This window comes from Micrococcus sp. HOU01 (genome assembly GCF_035609305.1).
GTDB lineage: Bacteria > Actinomycetota > Actinomycetes > Actinomycetales > Micrococcaceae > Micrococcus > Micrococcus luteus.
On the sequence record NZ_CP141211.1, the window covers coordinates 433801 to 456725 of the forward strand.

Genomic DNA, 22925 nt, shown 5'->3' on the forward strand with positions numbered 1-22925 from the left:
TGAAAGACTGCTCGCTATGGCCACTGCAGATTCCGGAGACGTCCTGCCGCACCTGCGCACCGAGGCCATCCGCGCCGTCGTCGGGCCCACCAGTGCGGACCGCGGCTTCGCCGTGGCCGCGTCGGGTGCCGTGGGGCGCCTGCGCTATGACGCCGCCACCGGCCGTCTGAGCGCCTCCGTCCAGGGCACCGCGCCCAGCCCCTACCGGGTGCAGGTGCAGCTGCAGGAGGCCTACGACGACGCCGCCGAGGACGGCGCCGGCGCCCTCATGGAGCCGGTGGGCGGGCGCTGCACGTGCCCGGTCGGGACGGACTGCAAGCACGTGGCCGCCGCGCTCTACCAGGTGGTCCGCCTCGACGCCGACCAGGCCCTCGACGACGCCCGCCGCAAGCTCGCCGAGATGGTCACCACGGCGGACGCGCTGCCCGCGCCCGCCGGCCGGGGCCACGACGGCGGCGGCCCGGCCGGCCTCGACGCCCCGGCCGCGGACGGGGCGGCGCCCCCACCCGCTGCCGGCCTGGACTGGCGACGGGTCATGGAGCCGCTGGCCGGGCTCGACGGTCCGCGCCGGCTGGGCACGCCGCCCGCGCTGGCGATCGGCGTGGAGCTCGTGGCCGAGTCCTCCCGCAACGCGTTCCAGCAGTGGGGCCCGGCGACGGCCGGGGAGGAGCAGGTGCGCGAGGGCCGCCCGCTGTACGTGACCGTGCGCCCGCTCAAGCGCGGGGCCAAGGGGACGTGGATCAAGGGCGGGCTGACGTGGAAGGCGTTCCAGTTCCCGCGCGCCGAGTTCGCCCCCGCCCAGGAGCGGGCGATGCGCCTGATCTGGCGTCAGGTCCAGGCCGAGGACTCCTACCCGGGCGACGCCTGGTTCGGTCTGCACGTCTTCGACTCCCCGCGGATCTGGCAGCTGCTCGCGGAGGCCCGCGAGGTCGGGGTGGAGCTCGTGCCGCTGGGGCTGCTGACGGACGTGGTGCTGGAGGCGCCCGCCGCCGTCGGGCTGGACGTCACCGGCGCCCCCGACGGCGGCCTGGACGTGGCCCCGGCCCTCGACCCGGCCCCGCCCGTCCCCGGGCTGAGCGGTGTGCACGCCGTGGGCGGCATCGGCTTCTACCGCGTGGAGCTCACGGACGAGGAGGCCGTGCTCCACCTGATCCCCGCCGCACGCCCCGTCCCCGAGGCCGTGCAGCAGCTCGTGCTCGCCGGCGGGCCCGTGCGCGTGCCCGCCGCGGACCGCGAGGAGTTCCTCGGCCGGATCTACCCGCGGCTGCGTGGCGCCCTGCCCGTGACCAGCGGCGACGCCTCCGTGGAGCTGCCCGAGTTCGAGCCGCCCGTGCTGCGGCTGCGCGCCGACTTCCGACCCGGCCACGAGCTCGTGCTGCGCTGGTCCTGGCTCTACTTCGACCCGCCCCGCGAACTCGGCCTCGACGCCGGCGGCGACCCCCTGCGGGACACCCGGCACGAGGACGCGGTGCTGCGCGCCGTGGCCGAGCTCTGGCCGCGCGCCGGCCGTGCGGAGGAGCAGGTCCTCGAGGGCGTGGGCGCCGCCCGGTTCTCCGAGCAGGTGCTGCCGCTGCTGCAGCGCGCGGACCACGTGCGCGTGGACGTCACCGGCGACCGCCCCGACTACCGCGAGCTGAAGGCCGCCCCGCGCATCGAGGTCGGCACGAAGGCCACGCAGAACGACTGGTTCGACCTCGGCGTGCAGGTCTCCGTGGACGGGCACGTGCTGCCGTTCGTGGAGCTGTTCACCGCGCTCGTGCAGGGCAGGACCACGCTGATCCTCGCGGACGGCTCCTACCTGGGCCTCGACCACCCCGCCTTCGACCGGTTGCGCGCCCTGCTCTCCGAGGCCGCCACCCTGCAGGAGTGGACCCCGGAGCACACCCCCGTCTCACGGCACCAGGTCGGCTTCTGGGAGGACCTCAAGGAGCTCGCGGACGAGGTGGACGAGGACCCGGAGTGGACCGCCGCCGTCGGGCGTCTGGCCGCCGTCGAGCGCCTCCCCGAGGCCCCGCGCCCCGCCGGCCTGAAGGCCGACCTGCGCCCCTACCAGGAGGAGGGCCTGCGCTGGCTCGCGTTCCTGTGGGAGCAGGACCTCGGCGGGATCCTGGCCGACGACATGGGCCTGGGCAAGACCGTCCAGACCCTCGCGCTCTTCGCCCACGCGCGCCAGGCCCGGCCCGAGCGGCCGCCGTTCCTCGTGGTCGCGCCGAGCTCCGTGGTGTCCGTGTGGGCGGCCGAGGCCGAGAAGTTCACCCCGGACCTCGACGTGCGCGTCCTGGACACCACCACCCGCAAGCGCGGCACCGCCGTGGCGGACGAGGTGGCGGGGGCGGACGTGGTGGTCACCAGCTACACGCTCCTGAGGATCGACGCCGGCCAGTACGGCGGACTCGACTGGGGCGGGGTGGTCTTCGACGAGGCACAGTTCCTGAAGAACCGCGCCGCGAAGGTGCACACGGTGGCCCGCGACCTGCGCGCCCCCTTCCGGCTGGCCATCACCGGCACGCCGATGGAGAACTCCCTCAGCGACCTGTGGGCGCTGCTGGGCGTCGTCGTGCCGGGCCTGTTCCCGAGCCACCGCCGGTTCCGCGAGACCTACGTGACCCCCATCGAGACCGGGGGGGACCCCGAGCGGATGGCGGCCCTGCGCCGCCGCGTGCGCCCGTTCATGCTGCGCCGCTCCAAGGAGCTCGTGGCGAAGGACCTGCCGTCCAAGCAGGAGCAGATCCTCCAGGTGGAGCTCGAGCCGGCCCACCGCAAGCTCTACAACCGCGTGCTCCAGCGCGAGCGCCGCAAGGTGTTGGGCCTGCTCGGGGACATGGACGGCAACCGGTTCACCATCTTCACGTCGCTCACGCTGCTGCGGATGCTCGCGCTGGCGCCGCAGATCGTCGACAACCAGTACGCCTCCGTGCCCAGCTCGAAGCTCGAGCGGTTCCTCGACGACCTCACCGAGGTGATCGGCGAGGGGCACCGCGTGATCGTGTTCAGCCAGTTCACGAGCTTCCTGCGGGTGATCGCCGAGGAGCTGGACCACCTGGAGATCGAGCACGCGTACCTCGACGGCTCCACGCGCGGGCGCGCCGAGGTGATCCGTGGCTTCCGTGAGGGCGAGGCGCCGGTGTTCCTGATCTCCCTGAAGGCGGGTGGCTTCGGCCTGACCCTGACCGAGGCGGACTACGTGTTCCTCATGGATCCGTGGTGGAACCCCGCCGCGGAGGCGCAGGCCGTGGACCGGGCGCACCGGATCGGGCAGGAGCGGACCGTGATGGTCTACCGGCTCGTGTCCGAGGGGACGATCGAGGAGAAGGTGCTCGAGCTGCAGCGGCGCAAGGCCGAGCTGTTCGGCGCGCTCATGGACGAGTCCGACAACTCCGGCGCCGGCGCCTTCACCGACTCCCTCACCGCCGAGGACATCCGGGAGATGCTCGGCGCCGAGGAGTGAGGGCCGCGCGAGGCGTACCGGACGTTTTCGTTCGGGAAACGGCGGCGTGTCGCGACGTTTTCGTTCGGGAAACGGCGGCCCGCCCGCCCGTTTCGTCAACGAAAGTCGTCCCCGGGGCGCCGTTTCCCGAACGAAAGCGGGGGGTAGCCTCGGGCCATGCGTCGCCCGTCCCGTTCCAGCACCGCCGACCCCGCCAGCACCGCCGCCCCTGCCCCCACCGCCACCCCCGCCTTCGCGCCGTCCGCCCGGTCTCAGGTGCCACCGTTCACGGTGATGAGCATCCTCGGCCGGGTCGCCGAACTCCGTGCCGCCGGCCACGACGTCGTCAGCCTGTGCGCGGGGGAGCCGGGCGGGGGCGCCCCGCCCGCCGTCGACGCCGCGGCCGCCGCCGTCCACGCCTCCGGCCGTGCCCTCGCCTACACCCCGGCGCTGGGCCTGCCGGAGCTGCGGGCCGCCGTCGCCGGCCACTACCGCCGCTGGTACGGGCTCGACGTGCGCCCCGAGCAGGTCGCGATCACCACGGGCTCCTCGGGGGCGTTCATGCTCGGCTTCCTCGCGGCGTTCCCCCCGGGGGACCGCGTGCTCCTGCCGCGCCCCGGCTATCCGGCGTACCGCAACATCCTCACGGCGCTCGGGGTGGAGGTGGTGGACGTGGACGTCGACGCCGGCACCCGCTACCAGCCCACGGTCGCCCACCTGGAGGCGGCGCTCGCGGAGGGCCCGGTCGCGGGGCTCGTGCTCGCCTCCCCGGCCAATCCCACGGGCACGATGGTCAGCGCCGCCGAGCTCGCCGAACTCGCCCGCTGGTGCGAGGAACGCGGTGTGCGGCTCGTCTCGGACGAGATCTACCACGGCATCGTGCACACGGACGGGGAGGGGCTCGGCGCCTGCGCATGGCGCACCTCCCGCACCGCGCTCGTGGTCAGCTCGTTCTCCAAGTACTGGGGCATGCCCGGCTGGCGGCTGGGCTGGATGCTCATGCCGGACGACCTCGCCGCCGCGGTCGACGGCCTCGCCGGCTCGGTCGCCCTCTGCCCGCCCGCCGCGGCCCAGGAGGCGGCCGTCCACGCGTTCAGCGAGGAGTCCTACGCGTTCTGTGCCGAGCAGGCCGGCGGCTTCACGGCGACGCGCGGCGTCGTGCTGGCCGCCCTGCCCCGGCTCGGCTGGGCCGACGCCGCCCCCGCCGACGGCGCCTTCTACCTCTGGGCCCGTCTCGCCCCGGGCATGCTGGCGGAGTTCGGCAGCGCCGTCGGCTACTGCGCCGCCCTGCTGGAGGAGGCCGGCGTCGCGCTGACCCCCGGCGACGACTTCGACGCCGTCCACGGGCCCGAGTCCGTCCGGCTCTCCTTCGCCGCCGGCCCGGACGCCGTCCACGAGGCGCTCGAGCGGATCGCCGCCTGGCATGCGGCGCGCGGCCTGGCCTGACGGGCTCCGCCGCGCGCCGCACCGCCCGACGCCTCAGCCGCCCAGCCGGTAGTGGCGCCCGAGCGGCGTGCCGTTGACGGCCCGGTCGCCGCGTCGAGGGCGTCACGTGCCGGTTCCCGCGACGGGGGCGCGCCGTCGGCGCCGCCGAGATGCCGGGGCGGGGTCCACCGCAGTATTGCGAACCATCCGCAACAGTTCTTATTGTGAATCAGTCGCATCTTCTCGCCCTCGTGAAAGGCTCCCCGTGTCCCACTTCGCCCCGCAGCGCCGTTCCACGCGCACCGCCACCTTCTCCGCCACCCTCGCCGCCGCGGCCATCGCCCTGACGGCGTGCGGCGCGGACGCCGACCCGTCCGGCCCGACGTCGGCACCCGCCTCCGCCGCGGGCGGCGCCCAGTCGCCGGCGGGTGAGGCGACGGCGGCCTCCTCCGTCTCCGCGGAGGACCGCGTCGACCCGACCCAGACCACCGAGGTCTCCGCGGTGACGCCGCGCATCCTGCTCTCGCACGAGGACGGGCTCACGCTGCTCGACGCCGAGTCCGGTGAGGTGGTGAAGGAGCAGGACATCACGGGCTTCACGCGGCTGAGCAACGCCGGCAACGGCAAGGACGTCCTGGTGACCACCGGGAAGGGCTGGGAGGTGTTCTCCACCGGCATCCAGGCCAAGGCCCACGGCGATCACGTCCACAACTACGAGTCCGCGCCCGGCATGACCGGCGTAACGTTCCCGGGTGAGCATCCCGGCCACGTCGTCACCCACAACGGCAAGACCACCCTCTTCGCGGACGACACGGGCGCGATCCGGACCTTCGACTCGACCCACCTGGACAAGGCGACCCCGGACCTCATGCCCGTCATGACGGAGGCCGAGACCGAGGACCCGCACCACGGCGTGGCGCTCGAGCTCTCCGACGGCACCCTCTTCACCACGCAGGGCACCGAGGACTCCCGGAACACGCTCCAGGTGATCGACCCGAAGACCGGCGAGGTCACGGCCGAGACCGACGACTGCCCCGGCAGCCACGGCGAGGCCGCGGCCCAGCCGACGGAGGCGGGCGACGTCGTCGTGATGGGCTGCGAGAACGGGCCCGTCGTGTACCGGGACGGCGAGTTCCACAAGGTGGAGGTCGAGACCGAGTACCAGCGCTCCGGGAACCTGTTCGGGTTGCATGACTCACCCATCGTCCTGGGTGATCACAAGGTCGAGGAGGAGCCGAAGGAAGCCGTCGAGCGGCCCACGGGGATCGCCCTCATCGACACCCGCACCGATGAGCTCACCACCGTGGACCTCGGCTCGTCCTACTGGTTCCGCTCGCTCGGCCGCGCTGAGGACGGCTCCGCGGTCGTGCTGACCTACGACGGCGAGGTCACCGTGATCGACGAGGAGACCGGTGAGGTCACCGCCGAGTACCCGGTGATCGAGCCGTGGAAGGAGAAGGACGAGTGGCAGGAGCCCGGTCCGATCCTGAAGGTCGCCGGGAACACCGCCTACGTGACGGACGCGGAGAACCGGAGGCTCGTGGCCGTGGACCTGGAGACCGGTGAGACCGTCCTGGAGAAGGACCTGGAGTTCGCCCCGGTCGAGATGGCCGTGGTCACCGGCCAGCCGGAGTCCGTGAAGCCCGAGGAGGGCGCGCACGGTGACGAGGACCACGACGACCACGACCACTGATCGGGCCGGACATGGCGGCGGGGGTCAGCGCCGCGCGGCCGTGGCCCCCGCCGGAACCGGGTCCGACGCATCGGCGGGGTGTCCGAGGCGCGGGGCGGACGGCTGGAGCGCGAACACGAGCAGCGTGAGCGGGCCGACGAACGGTACCAGCCCGAGGAACAGCCACGCGCGGCTGAAGCCCGCATCGTGGAGGCGCCGGGCGAGCAGGGCGAGCGAGGGGAGCGCGTGCGTGATCCCCACCAGGAGGACGGCCGCGTCGCGGAGGGACAGGTCCGGCGAGCCGAGGACGAACACGTCCAGGGCGGTGGACACGAAGTGAACGACGGCCTGCAGGAGCCATAGGTAGAGCGCCGCGAGCCAGAAGTCGGCGCGGGAGGCGCGCCCGCTGAACTGCACGTCAGCCGGCGTAGTAGCGGCGGATGGCCTGGAGCATGTTCATGGTCCGGCCCTCAGTCCTGCCGCGGGGACGCCAGCAGCCCCTGTGCCGCGACGATCACGAGCATCGCAGCCCCCGCTGCGGTCGCCCCCGCGGGCCCGGCCACGGGATCGCCGAGAGCCGCGAGTACGGCACCGGCGAGCCCCAGCACGGCCATCGCCCCGCCGATCCACCAGAACACCGGGGCCTGGAATGCCCGAGCGAACGGGAGGAAGTGGCCACCCACCACGGCGGCCACCAGGGCGATCTGGGCCGTCGGTGCGTCGAGTCCGAAAGCCACCAGGCGGGTCACGGGGAGGAGCGCCAGCATTGTGACGACGGCGATCCCGTAGACGCGCCGCGGGCGGGCGTCGGCACGGTGGGCAGCATCCGCCGGCGCAGCAGCACCACCACCAGGGTGAAGCTGATGAGCGAGACCGCGACGCCCCGCAGCGTGCCCTGGTGCTCTGGCGGCAGCCCCGCGATCCCGCCGAACAGGAAGGCGCCGCCGCCGACCACCCCGATCAGCCCGCCCGACACCACCGGGTGCCGGAGGTGGCCGATCCCGCGGACGGGCGGGTCGTCGTCGAAGTGGGCCGGCCGCATGGGGCGGGCCGTGGTCGTGTCCGTCATGGTTCCCCCTCGCATCACGTGTGACATGCGTCATCCTGCCATGACGGGTGGACGGGTCAGGCCCCCTGTGGACAGGCCTCGATGATCATCAACGGGTGCTCCGCCGCGTCGAATGGGCGGCCGTGCCAGTCGCTCCAGACGCGGTCCACGCCCTCGTCCGAGTACTCGGTGCGCCATCGGTGCACGACGACGCCGTCCGCGTCCGGCGTGCTCGTGGCCTCGGACTCGAGTAGGGCGACCGGCCGCCGTCGTCCGTTCCGTGGGCTCCTGCTGCCAGTCCTGGTCGATCAGGTGCATCGCCACGTTCCCGCTCATGATCACCAGGTCCGCCGACGCCGGCTCGATCAGCTCCGCGGTGCCCCGCCGCCACTCGACGCGGTCCCCGCCGGCGCGCGCCCGGGCGACGCGCAGCATGGCCTCGGCCGGGTCCGGATGCATGGACGGCACCGTATCGTGCAGATGACCGCAGCCCCCACCACGAAGACGCAGAAGCGCCTGGCCGGCTGGGTCCAGGGCGTGTCTTCTCACTGGGCACGCACCCATGGCGGCAGTTCAGTGCGTCATGCCTCGTGGCCGTGGCTGCTGTAGACCACGATCGGCGCCCCACTGGGATCACGCGTGCTCTTCCACACGGTCATGCCGATTCGTTCGGCCACGCGACGGGAAGCCGTGTTGTCGGGGTTGATGATCGCGGTGACCAGCGTTGCGTCCAGGGTCTCGAACCCGTATCGCAGGCAGGCAGAGGCCCCCTCGGTTGCCAGTCCCTGTCCCTGGTGTTCGGGCAGGACGTGGTAGCCGACCTCGAGGACCTCTTGGCCGTCGACGTTCTGCCAGGTCAGGCCGCAGTCACCGATGAAGTCGCCGGTGGTCCAGTGTTCGATGACCCACAGGCCGAACCCATGCGTGGCGTAGTTGTCCTTCGACCAGTTGATCCACCGCCGCACCTCATTGCGCGACTTGGCTCGCGGGTAGTAGCGCATGACCTCCGCGTCTCCGAGGAGCCTGAACATGTCGTCGAGGTCAGCGTCGGTCATGCACCGGAACGTGAGTCGATCGGTGGGTTGCGGGATCACCCGACGACCTTACCGACGGCACTGAACCGGCTTCTTGTCTTCGACATGTGCGTGAAACCGCCCCGCGGTCTGCCGCGCTCACCCCACGAAGACGCAGAAGGGGTGGCCGGCCGGGTCCGCGAACACGTACAGGGGCTCGTCCTCGTCGTCGGAGCGGTCCAGGATGAGGCGTCCGCCCAGGTGCAGCGCGTGGTCGTGGGCCGCGTCGAGGGACTCGCGGTCCGGCACGGTGAAATCCAGGTGCAGCTGCATCGGCACCTCGGGTGACGGCCACGTGCTGGGCTTCAGTTCGTCGGTGCGCTGGAATGTCAGGACGCGGCGGCCGTCGTCGTCCAGCAGCACGAGCCAGTCCGCGCTGTCCGGCTCGCGGCCGTCCGCGAGCTCGTCGCCCGCGCGGTAGTGGAGGCCGAGGAGCTCGCGGTAGAACTCCGCGACGGAACGGATGTCGACGGCGTCGATCACCGGCTGCTGGAGCGCAGGATGGGTGACCATGGCCACACATTAAGCAACCTCGGTGTCCGCGTCAGCGTCTCGGCCTCAGTCGACGTCGTCGCGCCCCGCATCCACCCACCGCGCGGCCGGCACGACGGCGGCCAGCGAGACCACCGCCAGGACCTGCCACCCCGCGAGCGCCCAGCCGACCCCGAGCGTCGCCCCGAGCGCACCTCCCGCGAGGGTCGCCAGCGGCACGGAGCCCCGGGTGAGGGTGCGCCGCATCGCGGTGACCCGCCCGAGCGTGCCCTCGGGGCAGGCGCGGGCGGTCACGGCGGCCTGGGTGATGTTCCCGAGCAGGACCATGAACCCCCAGAGGGCGGCGCCGGCCAGCAGCCACGGCCCGGCATGAGCACGGTCGGCGTAGGCCAGCAGGTGCAGCCCCACGGCCACGGCGCAGCCGACCGAGCCGAGGAGGATGCACCGGCGCTCGCCCAGGCGGTCGATGGCCCGGCCCGCCAGGGACGAGGCCGCCAGTGCCCCGACCGCGCCCGCGGTGATCTGGATGCCCAGGAACTCCGGCCCGAGCCGCAGGTCGGTCAGGATCCAGACCGCCTCGACCGGGGCGAAGAGGGCCATGCCCACGTTGGCGGCCACCGACCCCATCGTCAGCAGCCACAGGACCGGGGTGCGCCGCAGGACCGTCCACCCCTCCGCGGCGTCCTTCCCGAACCGGGCCCAGCGGGACAGGACGTCCGCGACGCCGGGGTCCCCGTCGTCGTCCGGGACGTCCGCCGCGGCGGAGGGCCGCAACCGCACCCGGAGCGCGACGATCGCCGCCGCGAAGAGGAACGCCGTCGCGATGCCGAGCACGGGCCCTGCGCCCAGCGACCCGACGAGGACGCCCGCCGCGGCGGGCACGATCAACACGAGGGCGGCGTCGGCGGACTCGAGCCGCGCCGTCAGGCGGGCGACGGCGGTGGCCGGCACGACGCGCGGCACGAGCGCGGTCTGGGTGGTCTCGGCCAGCACCGTGAGCACGCCCAGCAGGGCCATGACGGCGGCGAGGTGACCGAACGTGAGCGCGTCGAGCGCCCACGCCACGACGAGCGAGCCGAGCACCGCCGCCTTGGCGAGGCCGGTGGCCGCGAGCAGCCGCGGGCTGAGGTGTCGGTCCACCACGATGCCGATGGGCACGCCGAGCAGGAGGAATCCCAACCCGGAGAGCGTCATCAGCACGCCCATGCCGTCGGCGCCCACGCCGAGCAGGAGCACCGCCAGGACATCCAAGGCGACGTCCGTGGCGGACCGGCCACCCGCGTCGAGGGCGTTGGAGGCGACCAGCCACCGCGCCCGTCCTTCCGGCGGCGGGGGCGTCCCAGTGTCAGGGCCGCGGGGGGTAGGCGTCTGGCGACGCGGGTCCATGCTCACCGCCACACGTGGAGCAGGTAGCCGTAGCTCAGCGACGTCGTTGCGGGGTGCTCGGCGAGCCACGCGTCGGCGACCCCTCGCTCGAACTCCAGCCGCAGGACGGCCTCGAGGTCGGCGCGGGAGTCGAAGGTCCACGAGCTCATGACCTCACGGGTCTCGGCCCCGATGCCGGCCCACCACTCGCGCGCGTACGTGTCCTGGCCCTGCGCCGCCGCGTTCGTGCTCGCCCGCAGCAGCTCGGCGAACTGGCCGCGCTCGGTGTCGTTGTCGATCACCACGAGCGCGCCGCCGGGCCGCAGCACCCGGGTGACCTCGTCCAGGCCGGGTCGGACGTCCCAGCGCGGGTGCGGGAAGAAGTACGCGAACCGGGCATGCACGACGTCGACGCTCGCCTCCGGCAGCGGGATCTGCTCGGCCGAGCCGTACAGCACGCGCGCCCCGCCGGGGCGGGCGCGGGCGGCCCCCAGCAGGCGCACGTCCGGCTCGACGGCGATCGTCTCGGCCGCGTCGGCGTAGCGGGGCAGCCAGAAGCCGGTGCCCGCACCGAGGTCGAGCAGCGTCCGCCCGGCCCAAGGCGCCGCCTCCTGCAGCGCCGCCCAGAGGGCGCCCTCACGGTCCATGGCCGCGTTCTCTATCTCGTACAGCGCCGGGTCCACGCCCTGGTTGCCCGAGGGACGGAAGTCGGGCAGGCCCGTGGCCGGTCCGCCCGGTGTGCTCTGCGTCATGCCCGGGAGTCTGACACACCCCCCCCTCCACGCCGGTCCGTCACACGGGTCTGCCACGGCCCGCCGCGCCCCGGAGAGGCTCCGGCCGGTCCTGGATGGCGCGGTGGCGGCTCATGTGACGCGCGAGCCGGCCGCCCGCTGGACTCGCGGCGGCCCACCGCGTGGGATGGGCTCACCACCCATCCAGAGCGGCCGAGAGATCTGGCTCGACGACGCCGCAGCAACCCGCCCGCCGGACCCGGACCCCCGGGAACGGCAGGCCCGGTGCTACCGCCAGGACCGATGGAGGAGAGCAGATGCCCCGTCACGCCACACAGCAAGTCCACGCCGGCTACGAGCCCGCCGCACCCCACCGGCCGGTTGTCCCGCCCATCCACCAGACCACGGCGTTCCGTTTCCCGGACCACGCCACGGCGGCATCGATGTTCCGGCTCGAGACCCCCGGCTTCACCTACAGCCGCACGGGCAACCCGACCGTCGCGGTGTTCGAGAACCGCCTCGCCGCACTGGAGGGCGGCATCGGCGCGATCGCCACGGCCACCGGCCAGGCCGCCGTCGCGCTGTCCCTGCTGGCGCTGCTGCAGGGCGACAAGCACCTGGTCGCCTCCAGCCAGCTCTACGGGGGCACCGTCGACCTGCTGACGGACACGTTCGCGGACTTCGGCATCGAGGTCACCTTCGCGGACCCGGCGGACCCGCCCGCGTGGGCCGCCGCGGTCCGGCCCGACACGCGCGCGTTCTTCCTCGAGGCCATCACCAACCCGCTCGCCACCCTCCCGGACCTGCCCGCGCTCGCGGACCTCGCCCACGCGGCCGGTGTGCCGGTGGTGGTGGACAGCACCCTCGCGACGCCGGCCCTCTACCGGCCGCTGGAGCACGGCGCCGACGTCGTCGTGCACTCGGCCACCAAGTTCCTCGGCGGACACGGCGCGGTGCTCGGCGGCGCGATCGTGGACGGCGGCACGTTCGACTACGGCGCGGCGCCGGACCGGTGGCCGCAGCTGGCCCGGCCCAAGGCCCGCTACGGCGGGCAGACGCTGGTCGAGCGGCACGGCCGTGGCGCCTACCTGACGCTGGCCCGCAGCAAGTTCCTGCACGACCTCGGCCCCACCCTCGCCCCCGCGAGCGCGGCGCAGTTCATCCAGGGGCTCGAGACGCTCGACCTGCGCGTGGCCCGCCACACCGCCACCGCGCTGGCCGTGGCCCAACACCTGGCCGGGCACCCCGCGGTCGCGCGGGTGCACCACCCCGGTGTGGCCGGGCATCCCAGCGCGGCGCTGGCCGCCCGCGACTTCCCGGACGGCGTCGGCTCGGTGTTCTCCTTCGACCTGGCCTGCGGCCCCGAGGCCGTGGCCCCGTTCCTCGACGCGCTCGAGCTGTTCCAGCTGGTGGTCAACGTCGGTGACGCCCGGTCCCTCGTCTCCCACCCGGCGACCATGACGCACTGCCGCCTGACGCGGCAGCAGCGCGAGGCCGCCGGGATCGCCGAGACCACCGTCCGGCTCTCCATCGGGCTGGAGTGTCCCGACGACCTGATCGCGGACCTGGACCGTGCCCTGGCCGCGGTGTCCGCCGCCGGGCCGGCCGTCCCCGCCGCCACGCCCGCCGTCCCCGAGACCGCCGCCGTCACCCAGGAGGTGCGCTGAGATGACCGCCGTCCACCACACCACCCGCTCCGTGTCCCGCCCCGCCGTCCGCGGCTTCACCACCACCGCCGTGCACGCCGGCCAGGAGCCCGACCCGCTGACCGGCGCCGTGGTGCCGCCGATCTACCAGACCAGCACCTTCGTGCAGGACGGCATCAACGTGCTGCGCGCCGGGCATGAGTACAGCCGGGGCTCCAACCCGACCCGGAACGGCTTCGAGACCCAGCTCGCCGCCCTCGAGCACGGCGACCGGGCGTTCGCGTTCGCCTCCGGGCTCGCCGCCGAGGACGCCCTCCTGCGGGCCGTGCTGCGCCCCGGCGACCACATCGTGCTGGGCGGCGACGGCTACGGCGGCACCCACCGCCTCATCACCACCGTCCTCGAGCCGTGGGGCGTGTCCAACACCCCCGTGGACATCACCGACCCGACGGCGGTCGCCGCGGCCGTCCGTCCCGGCCGCACCGCGCTGCTGTGGGTGGAGACGCCGTCCAACCCGCTGCTCGGCATCGCGGACCTGGCCGCCTGGGCGCAGATCGCCCACGACGCCGGCGCGCTGCTGGTCGTGGACAACACGTTCGCCTCGCCCTACCTCCAGCGGCCCCTCGACCTCGGCGCGGACGTCGTGGTGCACTCCACCACCAAGTACATCGGCGGGCACTCGGACGTGCTCGGCGGCGCCGTGGTGGTGGCCGACCGCGAGTTCCGCGGCCGGGCGCTGGCCGAGGCGGTGGCCTACCAGCAGTTCGCCGCCGGTGCGGTCGCCGGCCCGCAGGACTCCTACCTCGCCGCCCGCGGCCTCAAGACGCTCGGCCTGCGCATGGACCGGCACGGCGCCAACGCCGCCGCGCTCGCGGGCTGGCTGCAGGGCCGCCCCGAGGTCGCCCAGGTCTTCTACCCCGGGCTGCCCGACCACCCGGGCCATGCACTCGCCGCGCGGCAGATGGACGGCTTCGGCGGGATCGTCTCCATCCGGTTGGCTGGGGGAGAGGCCGCGGCCCGCGCGTTCGCCGAGGCCACCGAGCTGTTCGCGCTCTCGGTCAGCCTCGGCGGGGTCGAATCGCTGCTCTGCTACTCCTCCGAGATGACCCACGCCTCCGTGCGGGGCACGCCCCTGGCCGTCCCCACGGACCTGGTCCGGCTCTCCGTCGGCATCGAGGACGTGGCCGACCTGCAGGCGGACCTCGAGGCCGGCCTCGAGTGCGCCGCACGCGTCGCCGCCGGCCGCGGGGCGCCGTCGTCGTCCGCGGTGCCCCGTCCCGCCCCCGCCCACCACCGCACCACCCACGCCCGCACCCCGGAGAGGACCCGATGAGCCACGCCACCCTTGTCCCGAGCACCGCGCCCACCCGCGTGGACAACCTGACGTTCAGCATCCACACCACGCCGTTCGACGAGGACTACACGCCCGCCGCCAGCACGCGCGCCACCACGAACTTCGCGAACCTCGCCCGCGGTGCGGACCGGCGGGAGAACCTGCGCGCCGCCCTGGCCATGATCGACGGGCGCCTCAACAACCTCGCCCCCTGGGACAACCCGGAGCGGGACCGCTACACGGCACGGATCGAGATCGTCTCGATCGACGTGCACTTCACCGCCGACGACGGCGCGGATGTCGACTTCCCGCTCATGGAGATGCTCGACGTGCGGGTGGTCGAGCGTGCGACGGGCGCTGTGCTCGGCCGCAGTGTGGGGAACAACTTCTCCTCCTACGTCCGCGACCACGACTTCTCCGTGGTGCTGCCCGCGCACGCGGCGACGTCGCCGGGGACCGAGGAGCCCGACGGCTTCGGCGACCTGCACGGGCGGCTGTTCCAGCACCTGCTCGACTCGCAGGCGTACCGGGAGCGGTTCCCGCAGCCGCCCGTGATCTGCATCAGCGTGTCGACGAGCCGCACCTACCGGCGGCTGACGAACGAGCACCCGGTGCTCGGGGTCGAGTACCGCCAGGACGAGCCCTCCCGCACGGACCGCTACTTCGGCCGGATGGGCCTGGGGATCCGGTGCTTCCTGCCGCGCGGGGCCGTGGCGCCGCTGGCGTTCTACTCGCGGGGCGACCTGCTCAACGACCACGCGAACCTCTCCCTGGCCGGGCTGATCGCCACCATGGAGACCTTCCAGCGGATCTACCGGCCGGAGATCTACAACGCGAACGCCGGGGCCGGCGAGGTCTACCGGCCGCGCCTGGACCACGGCGACTTCTCGCAGACCCGGATCGCCTACGACCGCGAGGAGCGGGCCCGCCTCGGCCGGGAGCAGGGGGAGTACACGCAGGAGCACTTCGTGGGCCCGCACCGCGACCTGCTGGAACGCTGGGCCGCCGCCCACGCCGCACGAGACACCGAGGAGACCCGATGACCACCCTGATCCCCACCGCCCTCGTCGGCAGCCTGCCGAAGCCCGGCTGGCTCGCCGAGGAGGAGACGCTCTGGTCGCCCTGGAAGCTCGAGGGGGAGCAGCTGCGCGAGGGCAAGCTCGACGCGCTCGCCCTCGCCGTGGCCGATCAGGAGCGTGCGGGCATCGACATCGTCTGCGACGGCGAGCAGACCCGCCAGCACTTCGTCACCACGTTCATCGAGCACCTCGGCGGTGTGGACTTCGACCGGCGCGAGACGGTGCGGATCCGCGACCGGTACGACGCGAGCGTGCCGACCGTCGTCGGGGAGGTGGGCCGGCCGGCGCCGGTGTTCGTGGACGACGCGAAGGCCCTGCGCGCGCGGACGGACCGGCCCATCAAGTGGACCCTGCCCGGGCCGATGACCATGATCGACACCCTCGCCGACCGCCACTACGGCAGCCGCGAGAAGCTCGCGTGGGAGTTCGCGCGCATCCTCAACGAGGAGGCGCGGGAGCTGGCGGCGGTGGGCGTCGACGTCGTGCAGTTCGACGAGCCCGCGTTCAACGTGTTCTTCGACGACGTCCGCGACTGGGGCGTGGCGACGCTCGAGCGTGCGGCCGAGGGCCTGACGTGTGAGACGGCCGTGCACATCTGTTACGGCTACGGGATCAAGGCGAACAACGACTGGAAGGCCACGCTCGGGGAGGAGTGGCGCCAGTACGAGACGTCGTTCCCGCTGCTGCGCGAGTCCACGATCGACACGATCGCCCTGGAGCGGCACCACTCCCGGGTGCCGGCGGAGCTCATCGGCCTGCTGCGCGGCAAGAAGGTGATGGTCGGCGCGATCGACGTGGCGAGCGACGAGATCGAGACGCCCGAGGAGGTCGCGGCGACCCTCCGGGAGACCCTCGAGTTCGTGGACGCGGACAAGCTGATCGCGAGCACCAACTGCGGCATGGCGCCGCTGGCTCGCTCCGTGGCGCGGGACAAGACCGCCGCGCTCGTGGCCGGCGCGCGGATCCTCCGGGAGGAGCTGGGCGGGGAGTGAGGGGGGCCTGATGGCCTTGCCTGGCCGGCGGGGCCCCGTCAGGATCGTCTGCATGGATCCTGATGCGAGCCCCCGTGTCCGGCTCACCGCTGACGATCCCCGGCCGGGCAGTCGTCCCGCGACGTCGACCGAGGGGCCCCACCGACAGCTTGATCAGCGATCATCGCCGGAGCTGTGGGGCCGTCTGGTCGCTGCGGTGTTCGCCCTCGACGGCGTCGAGGAGGGCCACAGCACCGTCTCGCCAGCAACGTCGCGCGCCGTCCACCTGACAGGCCGGCCGGAGGAGCGCACCCCGGAGGTCAACCTCTCACCAGGCCGGCGCTGGGAGCCGGTGCACCTGCATGGGGTGGACGACACGTCAGTGCACCTCGTCCTGGCGCCCGAGCGCGGCGTTCGTCTGACCGAGCTCGGATGGCTCGAACCGCATGGCTACGCGGACTTCGGCACGGAGTGGATGCTCTACGGTCCGCGGGACGAGGCGGAGCTGGCCGTCGTCGTCGGGATCATCGAGGAGTCGCTCGCCTACGCGCGCGGCTGACACAGTGTCCCGGGGCGGGGAAGCGGAGGCGGGAGGGGACTGCGAATTTTTCTTTTTCGCGGGTAGTCTTGTTCCATGACTGCGACGGTGAATGACAAGCACACGGTGCTGCCGCCGACGGACCTCGAGGAGATGCTCGACCTCGGCAGGTTCCTCGACGGCCTGACGCAGCCGGCCGCCCTGGTCGGCCCTGACGGCCAGAAGGTCCCCCTGCCGCCAGAGGCTTTCAACGTCCTGCGGGACGTCGTCGAGGCGATGCGGGTGGGCAAGGCCATCACGGTGGCACCCGTCGACCAGCTGCTCACGACACAAGAGGCGGCGAACTTCCTCGGCATCAGTCGTCCCACGCTGGTGAGGCTGCTCGAGGAGGGCGCGTTGCCGTACGAGAGGACGACCGGTGGTCGGCACCGACGCATCCGGCTCCAAGACGTCGTGTCCTATCAGCAGCGGAAGCGCGGGGAGCGGCGTGCCTCGCTGAGCGACCTCGTAGGGGAGGCCTCGTCTGCGGGGCTCTACGACCAGAAGGCGGAGTCCTACCGCGAGGCGTTGCGTCAGGCTCGCGCCGACCTCCGGGGTGAGCGCGGGTAGTGGCTCGCTTCAGCGCGGTGCTCGACGCGTGCGTCCTCGTGCCCATCGCCCAAGCGGACACCTTGCTGCATCTGGCCGAGGCGGGCCTCTATCGGCCGGTATGGAGTGGGCGGATCCTCGACGAGACGGTGCGCGCACTGGAAGCGATGCATCCAGACATGCGTGCGTCGGGGGCGGCGCGTCACCGTGCCGGGGTCATGGACGCCGCCTTCGACGACGCGCGGGTCGAGGGGTGGGAGCAGCTCGTGCCCGGGATTGACCTTCCGGACCCCGATGATCGGCATGTGGTCGCCGCCGCGATCCAGGGGCGTGCTGACCTGATCGTCACGGCGAATCTGAAGGATTTCCCGCGTGAGGTCGTTGAGTCCTTCGACATCGAGGTGCAGAGTCCGGACGAGTTTTTCATGAACCAGCTCGACCTGGACCCGGCTCGAGTGATGACGGCTCTCGCAGCCCAAGCGGGCGCGACACGGAATCCTCCGTTGACCGTCAGTGACGTCCTGGAACGGCTGGTGCCGTGCGGTGCACCCCTGTTCGCGGAGGCCGCACGAGCCCAGCTCTGGCGGGTCGACGTTGAGCGACCTTGATTCAGCCGGACGCCAGAACCGGAGTCTGCCTGCTCATCCCCACACGCCGGAACCGGCGATGAGCCGGACCGCGAGCACCGCCATGACCACCGCGATCACCACGTCCACCACGCGCCACGCCTTCGGGTCGGCGAGCACCCGGGCCAGCAGGCGCGCGCCGTAGCCGAGCGCGGTGAACCACAGGACCGAGGCGGCGACGGCGCCGGCGGCGAAGACCCACCGCGCGTCGGGACCGTGCTGGTTGGCGAGGCTGCCCAGCAGCACCACGGTGTCCAGGTAGACGTGCGGGTTGAGCCAGGTCAGCGCGAGCGTGGTGGCGATGACCGAACCCGCGGTGCGCGGCGCCTGTTCGGCCACGAGCCCCTGCGGGCGCAGCGCGGCACGCAGGGAGGAGACCGCGAACCAGAGCAGGTACAGGGCGCCGCCCCAGCGCAGCACCTCGAGCAGCCACGGCACGGCCTGCACGAGCGCGCCCACCCCGGCGGTCCCGGCCAGGATCAGCACGGCGTCCGAGGCCATGCACACCAGCACGACGGCGCCCACATGCTCCCGGCGCACGCCCTGGCGGAGCACGAAGGCGTTCTGGGCGCCGATGGCGACGATGAGGGCGAGTCCGGTGAGCAGGCCGGTGCCGGCGAGGGTCCACATGGGTGAGGACGCTAGGGCCCGGTCAGGCCTGAGCCAAACGAAGAGAACTGCAGACGCCTAAGCTCTGCTTCATGAACCTGGATCAGCTGCAGGCACTGCGTGCGATCGCGGACGAGGGCTCGTTCGAGGCGGCCGCGTACGAGCTCGGCGTCAGCGCCTCCGCGGTCAGCCAGCGCATCCGCGCCCTGGAGCGGGAGGTGGGCCAGGTGCTGCTCCGGCGCGGCACACCCTGCGAGCCGACCGAGGCCGGCGTCGGCCTGGTGCGCGTGGCCCGGCACATGCGGGTGCTCGAACAGGAGGCGTGGGCCGGGCTGGGCCGCACGGCGGCCGGGCGCAGCGTCACCTCCCTGGCCGTGCCCGCCGACGTGCTGGGCACGTGGTTCGGGCCCGTCCTGGCGGAGGCCGCTGACTGGGACGACCTGGTCCTCGACCTGCACGTCGAGGACCAGGACCACAGCGCCCGGCTGCTGCGCCGCGGCGAGGTGCTGGCCGCCGTCACCACGGAGCCGAAGCCGGTGCAGGGGTGCGCGGCGGAGCCGCTGGGGAGCATGCGCTACGTCCCGCTCGTGGCGCCCGCCCTGCTCGCGCGGCATGCGGCGGGCGACGTCGTCGACCTCGGCGCGATGCCCATGATGCGCTACAACGCGAAGGACGACCTGCAGCGCCTCGCGCTGAGCGGCGCCGGACTGGACGTCGCCCCGCCCACGCACCTGGCGCCGTCGTTCGACGGGTTCCACCGGTCCGTCCGGGCCGGCCTGGGGTGGGGGATGCTCGTGGACGCCCAGGCCGTCGAGGACGTGCGCGCCGGCCGGCTGGTCCGCGTGCCCGGGCTCGACGACGTCCTCGTACCCCTGTACTGGCAGGCGGCCACATTGCCCGTGACGCGCCTGGTGCGGCTCACGCGGGCGGTGCGGGAGGCGGCCCAGCGGACGCTCGAGCGGGGGTGAGGCGGCACCGAGGTCGCGGACCGTCAGCGAGGTCGCAGCGGTGCCGGCGCCTCCATGGATGCCTCGGCCAGCACGGGCCGGAAGCCCAACGCCTCGTTGACGTCGAGCATGTGCCGGTTCTCCTCGGCGTTCCACGTGATGATCGCGCGGGCCTCGGGCAGCGCGTCGCGCACGGCGATGAGGTTCGCCGCCTTCACGCGCATGCCGAGGCGGTGGCCGCGGTGCTCAGGCAGCACGATGGTGTCCCATTGGTCGATCAGCCCGTCCGGGCGCGAGCGGGGCGCCACCAGCTCGCTCAGGGCGACGATCCGGCCGGTGGCACGGTGCCGCGCCACCGCGCGGAAGAGCCGCCCGGTCGTCAGGATCTGCTCGTCCATGCGACGCACGCGGGCTGCATCCCAGACCTGCTCCACCACGGTGCGTTCCCCGGAGGGCACGTCCGTGGCCATGCGGGCCTTGAGGACGGCGAGGTCGTCCTGCAGGGACGCGTCGGCCGCGCCCTCCCAGGCGTGGAGCTCGTAGTCCGACGAGACGCGTTCGGCCTCGGCCAGGGCGACGGCGGGGTCGATCCCCGGATCGGCGAAGTCATACCGGCTCACCCGCTCGATCTGGGCGAGCGCGAAGCCGTAGGACTGGGCGAGACGCACACCCGGATGCTCGGCGGGCACCGCGCCGGCGCCGTTGGGCGGGGTGAGCGCCCGTTGCCCGGCCACCGGCGGCGGCGTCAGCGGCCAGGTCTCGAAACGGGTGAGGCCGGCGGTGTCCAGGACGAGCCGCTCGGCCAGTGCCCGGCCGTGGCCGCGTCCGCGGTGCCGCGGGTGGACGTAGACGTTGAGGGCGGCCGCGTCAGGGTCGTCGACGTGGTTGATCAGGACACGGGCGTAGCCGACCGCCTCGCCGTCGACGTACGCCAGGTAGCGGCGCAGCGTGTGGTCGGTCTCGGCGGCGGCCTGGATGAGCGCGTCCGTGGGGGTCTCGTCCCACTCGGTCGTGCCGATCAGCTCGTGGTTGTACTCGTCTCCGAGGCGGCAGTAGGCCCGCCAGTGGGGGTCGTCCGACGAGGCGGGCAGGGGAAATTCGATGATGTCAGGCATGCGGTGACTGCTTTCTGCAGAAAGGGGTGGGCGCAGAGGCACCCGTCGAGCCGTGCTCGAGACGGGCGCGCGAGGAGGGCCGGTGGTGGGTTGTCGGGCCCAACGGGGTCACTGCTGCTGCATCATGGGGTGAACTGTGTCACGACGCGGATCGGTGGGCAAGGGCCTTTGTCGTCGAGATGCGACCCAGATTTCACCTGACGCGCGGGGAACTCTTCGCATATCGGGCGGGATCCGATCGGCGTGAAAACTGGGTGTCCAGGTGGGCGCCCCCGCGCGCCCCGAGGCTCGCCAGAAACGTACGGGCGGCTGCCGCTCTGGCGGGTTGATTGTGGCGAGTCATGTGGCGGGCGGACAGGGCCGGAGGTGGTGCACACGGCGCATGGCGGGACCCCTCGCCACAAACGACCGGTTGTGCCGCATCTGCCTAGCTGCTCTGGAGGTGCATCCCAATCCGTAGCGCCGTCACGGTTGCTTCCGGGCTTGTCGAGGTCGAAGACGGGGGCAGGTGGATTGACACCTGATCGTCGCGGTGACGAGGGATCACGTGCAGGTGAATATGGGGCACGTCCTGTTCGGCTTCAACGCCGTCTGATAGGTGCAGGTTCACCGCGGGAGCCAGGGTCCTACGGATGACGCCGGCCACTCGCGTAGCGAGGGCGAACATCTCGGCGCCCTCCTCGGGCAGGAGGTCGGAGAGTGTGGGGACATGGCGCCGAGGGATGATGAGGCAGTGACCGTCTGCGACCGGATGGAGGTCGAGGAAGACGAGCGAAAGCGCACCTTCGGTGACCACATGGGCGGGGGTGCGCCGCTCGGCGACTTCGCAGAAGGGGCAGGAGATTCCCATCGTCCGACTATAGGAGGGCCTGCACCGCCGGGAGGAGAGATGCGTGAGCTGGCGAGCCAACTGGCGTGGACCTCGCCCGCCCCAAACGACCATTTGTGCGGTTTCGCTCGCCAGGTGTCGGGCGCGGAGGGGTCAGGCTGGGCGGCGGGCGATAACGGTGAAGGTGTGCCAATGCTTGATGCCGTCGAACGCACGCCCTTCTTCGTTGCGTTCGTTCAGTTCGATCACCTCCAAAGTGTCGAGGAGTTCGTCCACCTCTTTCCCGGTGAGGTAGGTGCCCAGGTCCGAGGCCCAGGTGTCATCGGAGCCGAAGAGATCGACCGCCAGGATCCCGTCTGGCAGCAGGGCGTGCTTGATCCGGTCCCACACCGAGGTGAAGCGTGCGCGAGGGATGAATGGCAGAGAGGCATTGGCCAGGATCAGGTCGGCGTGCGGGAGGGGATCCCACTCCTCGATGAGGCCCGTCCGGTGTTCGAGGATGCCGAGCGAGGTGAGTTCATTCATGTGCTTTTCGACGCTCGAGTCGACGTCGATGGTGTGGACGCTCAAACCCTCCTGGAGAAGGCGCCGGGTCTCAATGCCGGCGCCGCTTCCCAGCTCGACAGCGCGCAGACCTGCGAGGTTCTGGTGGGTGGCCCGCAGTGCTGTGAGCGCCCGGTCGGTGAGAGGGCGTACGGCCGAGGTGCCTGCCCGCGCGGCGTTGTAGGAGGCCCAATCGCTGGAACTTGTGGGAGTGGCTGGCATGGCCTGAGTATCTCGATCTGGGCACGTAGGGGGAAGAGGATGCGACGAGCGATGGTGTGTCGCGGCTTCCCCATGGCGAGAGTTGCGGCGAGGATCGGGCCCGCCGCAAACGACCGAATCTGCCTATCCCACGGGGCGGAATCCGAGCCGCTGGTAAATCCTCATGGCCGCATCGGAGGTGCCCTGTCCGAAGCGCAGACTCAGAGTGTGGTCACCGGCGTCGCAGCAGGTTGCGATGGCGTGTTGGACCAGAGCCCGCCCGATCCCCTTCCCGCGTGCGTGGGGATCAATGAAGAGGTCGATGATGAACGGACCAGTGAGGTGTTCGTCCCAGATCGAGTGGGTGACCACCATGATGGCTCCGGCGAGACGGCCACCCACCCACGCTGTAGTGCTCGCATCGGCGCGCAGCTTTCCGTAGTCACCGCGGAAGGTCGCGTTCATCTCCTCGCACGCCTCGTCTAGATCGGAGGCAGCGACGTCGGGTGGGTAGCTCATGAGATAGCACTGGGCCAGATCGTCGGCCATCCCAGCGTCCAATCCTCGAAAGTCGAGTCCTCCAGGGAGCTGGCCAGCAGGATAGAGCTGCGGCAAGTGAAGAGTCAGAAGGTCAGTGGGCACAGTTGTTCCTCTCGTGATGGTGGGG

23 protein-coding genes are annotated in these 22925 nt (G+C 72.4%); 11 read left to right on the top strand and 12 right to left on the bottom strand.

Translation table 11 applies throughout. From position 1 onward, the window contains the following. The first annotated feature begins 16 nt into the window (after positions 1-16). From SOY78_RS02055 to SOY78_RS02065, 3 genes are all read left to right on the top strand, one after another. Entirely contained in the window at positions 17-3448 is a 3432-nt protein-coding gene (locus SOY78_RS02055; protein ID WP_324701703.1) for an SNF2-related protein, read from the top strand. A 156-nt stretch (positions 3449-3604) separates the two neighbouring features. After that, a complete protein-coding gene (locus SOY78_RS02060; RefSeq protein WP_324701704.1) occupies positions 3605-4873 on the top strand; it encodes an aminotransferase class I/II-fold pyridoxal phosphate-dependent enzyme in 1269 nt (422 codons plus the stop codon). Between the two features lie 244 nt (positions 4874-5117). Further along, a complete protein-coding gene (locus SOY78_RS02065; protein ID WP_324701705.1) occupies positions 5118-6545 on the top strand; it encodes a PQQ-binding-like beta-propeller repeat protein in 1428 nt (475 codons plus the stop codon). Between the two features lie 24 nt (positions 6546-6569). On the opposite strand, the gene SOY78_RS02070 is transcribed toward SOY78_RS02065, so the two are convergent. From SOY78_RS02070 to SOY78_RS02100, 7 genes are all read right to left on the bottom strand, one after another. Next, positions 6570-6941 carry a DUF805 domain-containing protein gene (locus SOY78_RS02070; RefSeq protein ID WP_324701706.1) on the bottom strand — a complete coding sequence of 124 codons (372 nt, stop codon included), beginning with the start codon at positions 6939-6941 and terminating at the stop codon, positions 6570-6572. Positions 6942-6994: 53 nt separating this feature from the next. Continuing rightward, positions 6995-7273 carry a DUF7010 family protein gene (locus SOY78_RS02075; protein ID WP_230594461.1) on the bottom strand — a complete coding sequence of 93 codons (279 nt, stop codon included), beginning with the start codon at positions 7271-7273 and terminating at the stop codon, positions 6995-6997. After that, positions 7270-7593 carry a hypothetical protein gene (locus SOY78_RS02080; RefSeq protein ID WP_036381347.1) on the bottom strand — a complete coding sequence of 108 codons (324 nt, stop codon included), beginning with the start codon at positions 7591-7593 and terminating at the stop codon, positions 7270-7272. The genes SOY78_RS02075 and SOY78_RS02080 overlap by 4 nt, the downstream gene beginning before the upstream one ends. 560 nt (positions 7594-8153) lie before the next feature. Next, positions 8154-8627, bottom strand: coding sequence for a GNAT family N-acetyltransferase (locus SOY78_RS02085; RefSeq protein WP_052006977.1), 474 nt, complete (start codon positions 8625-8627; stop codon positions 8154-8156). Positions 8628-8744: 117 nt separating this feature from the next. Beyond that, the gene (locus SOY78_RS02090) at positions 8745-9158 is read right to left on the bottom strand and encodes a VOC family protein (RefSeq protein ID WP_036381449.1); all 414 of its coding nucleotides are present in this window, start codon (positions 9156-9158) and stop codon (positions 8745-8747) included. Between the two features lie 45 nt (positions 9159-9203). Continuing rightward, positions 9204-10388, bottom strand: coding sequence for an MFS transporter (locus SOY78_RS02095; RefSeq protein WP_134416924.1), 1185 nt, complete (start codon positions 10386-10388; stop codon positions 9204-9206). Between the two features lie 137 nt (positions 10389-10525). Next, complete coding sequence (locus SOY78_RS02100; RefSeq protein WP_041103385.1) at positions 10526-11254, bottom strand: class I SAM-dependent methyltransferase; 729 nt, start codon at positions 11252-11254, stop codon at positions 10526-10528. Positions 11255-11550: 296 nt separating this feature from the next. Between SOY78_RS02100 and SOY78_RS02105 the strand changes: the two genes are divergently transcribed. The 7 genes from SOY78_RS02105 to SOY78_RS02135 all read left to right on the top strand — a co-directional run bounded on the left by SOY78_RS02105 (position 11551) and on the right by SOY78_RS02135 (position 17996). After that, positions 11551-12900: an O-acetylhomoserine aminocarboxypropyltransferase/cysteine synthase family protein gene (locus SOY78_RS02105; RefSeq protein ID WP_020626562.1), complete on the top strand. Its 1350-nt coding sequence runs from the start codon at positions 11551-11553 to the stop codon at positions 12898-12900. A gap of 1 nt (position 12901) precedes the next feature. After that, the gene (locus tag SOY78_RS02110) at positions 12902-14212 is read left to right on the top strand and encodes a cystathionine gamma-synthase (protein ID WP_041103384.1); all 1311 of its coding nucleotides are present in this window, start codon (positions 12902-12904) and stop codon (positions 14210-14212) included. Beyond that, a complete protein-coding gene (locus tag SOY78_RS02115; RefSeq protein WP_324701707.1) occupies positions 14209-15255 on the top strand; it encodes a putative oxygenase MesX in 1047 nt (348 codons plus the stop codon). The genes SOY78_RS02110 and SOY78_RS02115 overlap by 4 nt, the downstream gene beginning before the upstream one ends. Then, positions 15252-16283, top strand: a complete 1032-nt coding sequence (locus SOY78_RS02120) for a methionine synthase (RefSeq protein WP_036314939.1) — start codon at positions 15252-15254, stop codon at positions 16281-16283. The genes SOY78_RS02115 and SOY78_RS02120 overlap by 4 nt, the downstream gene beginning before the upstream one ends. 196 nt (positions 16284-16479) lie before the next feature. Beyond that, positions 16480-16821 (top strand): luciferase family protein, encoded by a 342-nt coding sequence (locus SOY78_RS02125; protein WP_060973795.1) that lies wholly within the window; start codon positions 16480-16482, stop codon positions 16819-16821. 75 nt (positions 16822-16896) lie between these two features. Beyond that, complete coding sequence (locus SOY78_RS02130; RefSeq protein ID WP_134416925.1) at positions 16897-17409, top strand: helix-turn-helix domain-containing protein; 513 nt, start codon at positions 16897-16899, stop codon at positions 17407-17409. Then, positions 17409-17996, top strand: a complete 588-nt coding sequence (locus SOY78_RS02135; RefSeq protein WP_123244356.1) for a PIN domain-containing protein — start codon at positions 17409-17411, stop codon at positions 17994-17996. Before SOY78_RS02130 ends, SOY78_RS02135 begins: the two co-directional genes overlap by 1 nt. 33 nt (positions 17997-18029) lie before the next feature. Here the strand turns inward: SOY78_RS02135 and lysE are convergent, their stop codons facing one another. After that, positions 18030-18644: an L-lysine exporter gene (gene lysE, locus SOY78_RS02140; protein ID WP_036314948.1), complete on the bottom strand. Its 615-nt coding sequence runs from the start codon at positions 18642-18644 to the stop codon at positions 18030-18032. 71 nt (positions 18645-18715) lie between these two features. Here lysE and SOY78_RS02145 point away from each other — a divergent pair, with 71 nt between their 5' ends. After that, on the top strand, positions 18716-19591 hold the full coding sequence (locus SOY78_RS02145; protein WP_170080075.1) for an ArgP/LysG family DNA-binding transcriptional regulator: 876 nt from the start codon (positions 18716-18718) through the stop codon (positions 19589-19591). 23 nt (positions 19592-19614) lie between these two features. On the opposite strand, the gene SOY78_RS02150 is transcribed toward SOY78_RS02145, so the two are convergent. The 4 genes from SOY78_RS02150 to SOY78_RS02165 form a co-directional block, all read right to left on the bottom strand. Further along, entirely contained in the window at positions 19615-20685 is a 1071-nt protein-coding gene (locus SOY78_RS02150; protein WP_170080074.1) for a GNAT family N-acetyltransferase, read from the bottom strand. Between the two features lie 427 nt (positions 20686-21112). Then, entirely contained in the window at positions 21113-21535 is a 423-nt protein-coding gene (locus tag SOY78_RS02155; protein ID WP_070708679.1) for an HIT family protein, read from the bottom strand. A 132-nt stretch (positions 21536-21667) separates the two neighbouring features. After that, on the bottom strand, positions 21668-22279 hold the full coding sequence (locus SOY78_RS02160; protein WP_102708788.1) for a class I SAM-dependent methyltransferase: 612 nt from the start codon (positions 22277-22279) through the stop codon (positions 21668-21670). 123 nt (positions 22280-22402) lie between these two features. After that, on the bottom strand, positions 22403-22807 hold the full coding sequence (locus SOY78_RS02165; RefSeq protein ID WP_102708789.1) for a GNAT family N-acetyltransferase: 405 nt from the start codon (positions 22805-22807) through the stop codon (positions 22403-22405). Positions 22808-22925: the final 118 nt, after the last annotated feature.

Coding starts and splice junctions, on each gene's coding strand:
- SOY78_RS02090 (WP_036381449.1), bottom strand. CDS start 9,158: ATGGTCACCCATCCTGCGCTCCAGCAGCCGGTGATCGACGCCGTCGAC.
- SOY78_RS02120 (WP_036314939.1), top strand. CDS start 15,252: ATGACCACCCTGATCCCCACCGCCCTCGTCGGCAGCCTGCCGAAGCCC.
- SOY78_RS02055 (WP_324701703.1), top strand. CDS start 17: ATGGCCACTGCAGATTCCGGAGACGTCCTGCCGCACCTGCGCACCGAG.
- lysE (WP_036314948.1), bottom strand. CDS start 18,644: ATGTGGACCCTCGCCGGCACCGGCCTGCTCACCGGACTCGCCCTCATC.
- SOY78_RS02165 (WP_102708789.1), bottom strand. CDS start 22,807: ATGGCCGACGATCTGGCCCAGTGCTATCTCATGAGCTACCCACCCGAC.
- SOY78_RS02145 (WP_170080075.1), top strand. CDS start 18,716: ATGAACCTGGATCAGCTGCAGGCACTGCGTGCGATCGCGGACGAGGGC.
- SOY78_RS02150 (WP_170080074.1), bottom strand. CDS start 20,685: ATGCCTGACATCATCGAATTTCCCCTGCCCGCCTCGTCGGACGACCCC.
- SOY78_RS02080 (WP_036381347.1), bottom strand. CDS start 7,593: ATGACGGACACGACCACGGCCCGCCCCATGCGGCCGGCCCACTTCGAC.
- SOY78_RS02105 (WP_020626562.1), top strand. CDS start 11,551: ATGCCCCGTCACGCCACACAGCAAGTCCACGCCGGCTACGAGCCCGCC.
- SOY78_RS02115 (WP_324701707.1), top strand. CDS start 14,209: ATGAGCCACGCCACCCTTGTCCCGAGCACCGCGCCCACCCGCGTGGAC.
- SOY78_RS02100 (WP_041103385.1), bottom strand. CDS start 11,254: ATGACGCAGAGCACACCGGGCGGACCGGCCACGGGCCTGCCCGACTTC.
- SOY78_RS02110 (WP_041103384.1), top strand. CDS start 12,902: ATGACCGCCGTCCACCACACCACCCGCTCCGTGTCCCGCCCCGCCGTC.
- SOY78_RS02155 (WP_070708679.1), bottom strand. CDS start 21,535: ATGGGAATCTCCTGCCCCTTCTGCGAAGTCGCCGAGCGGCGCACCCCC.
- SOY78_RS02085 (WP_052006977.1), bottom strand. CDS start 8,627: ATGACCGACGCTGACCTCGACGACATGTTCAGGCTCCTCGGAGACGCG.
- SOY78_RS02060 (WP_324701704.1), top strand. CDS start 3,605: ATGCGTCGCCCGTCCCGTTCCAGCACCGCCGACCCCGCCAGCACCGCC.
- SOY78_RS02130 (WP_134416925.1), top strand. CDS start 16,897: ATGACTGCGACGGTGAATGACAAGCACACGGTGCTGCCGCCGACGGAC.
- SOY78_RS02160 (WP_102708788.1), bottom strand. CDS start 22,279: ATGCCAGCCACTCCCACAAGTTCCAGCGATTGGGCCTCCTACAACGCC.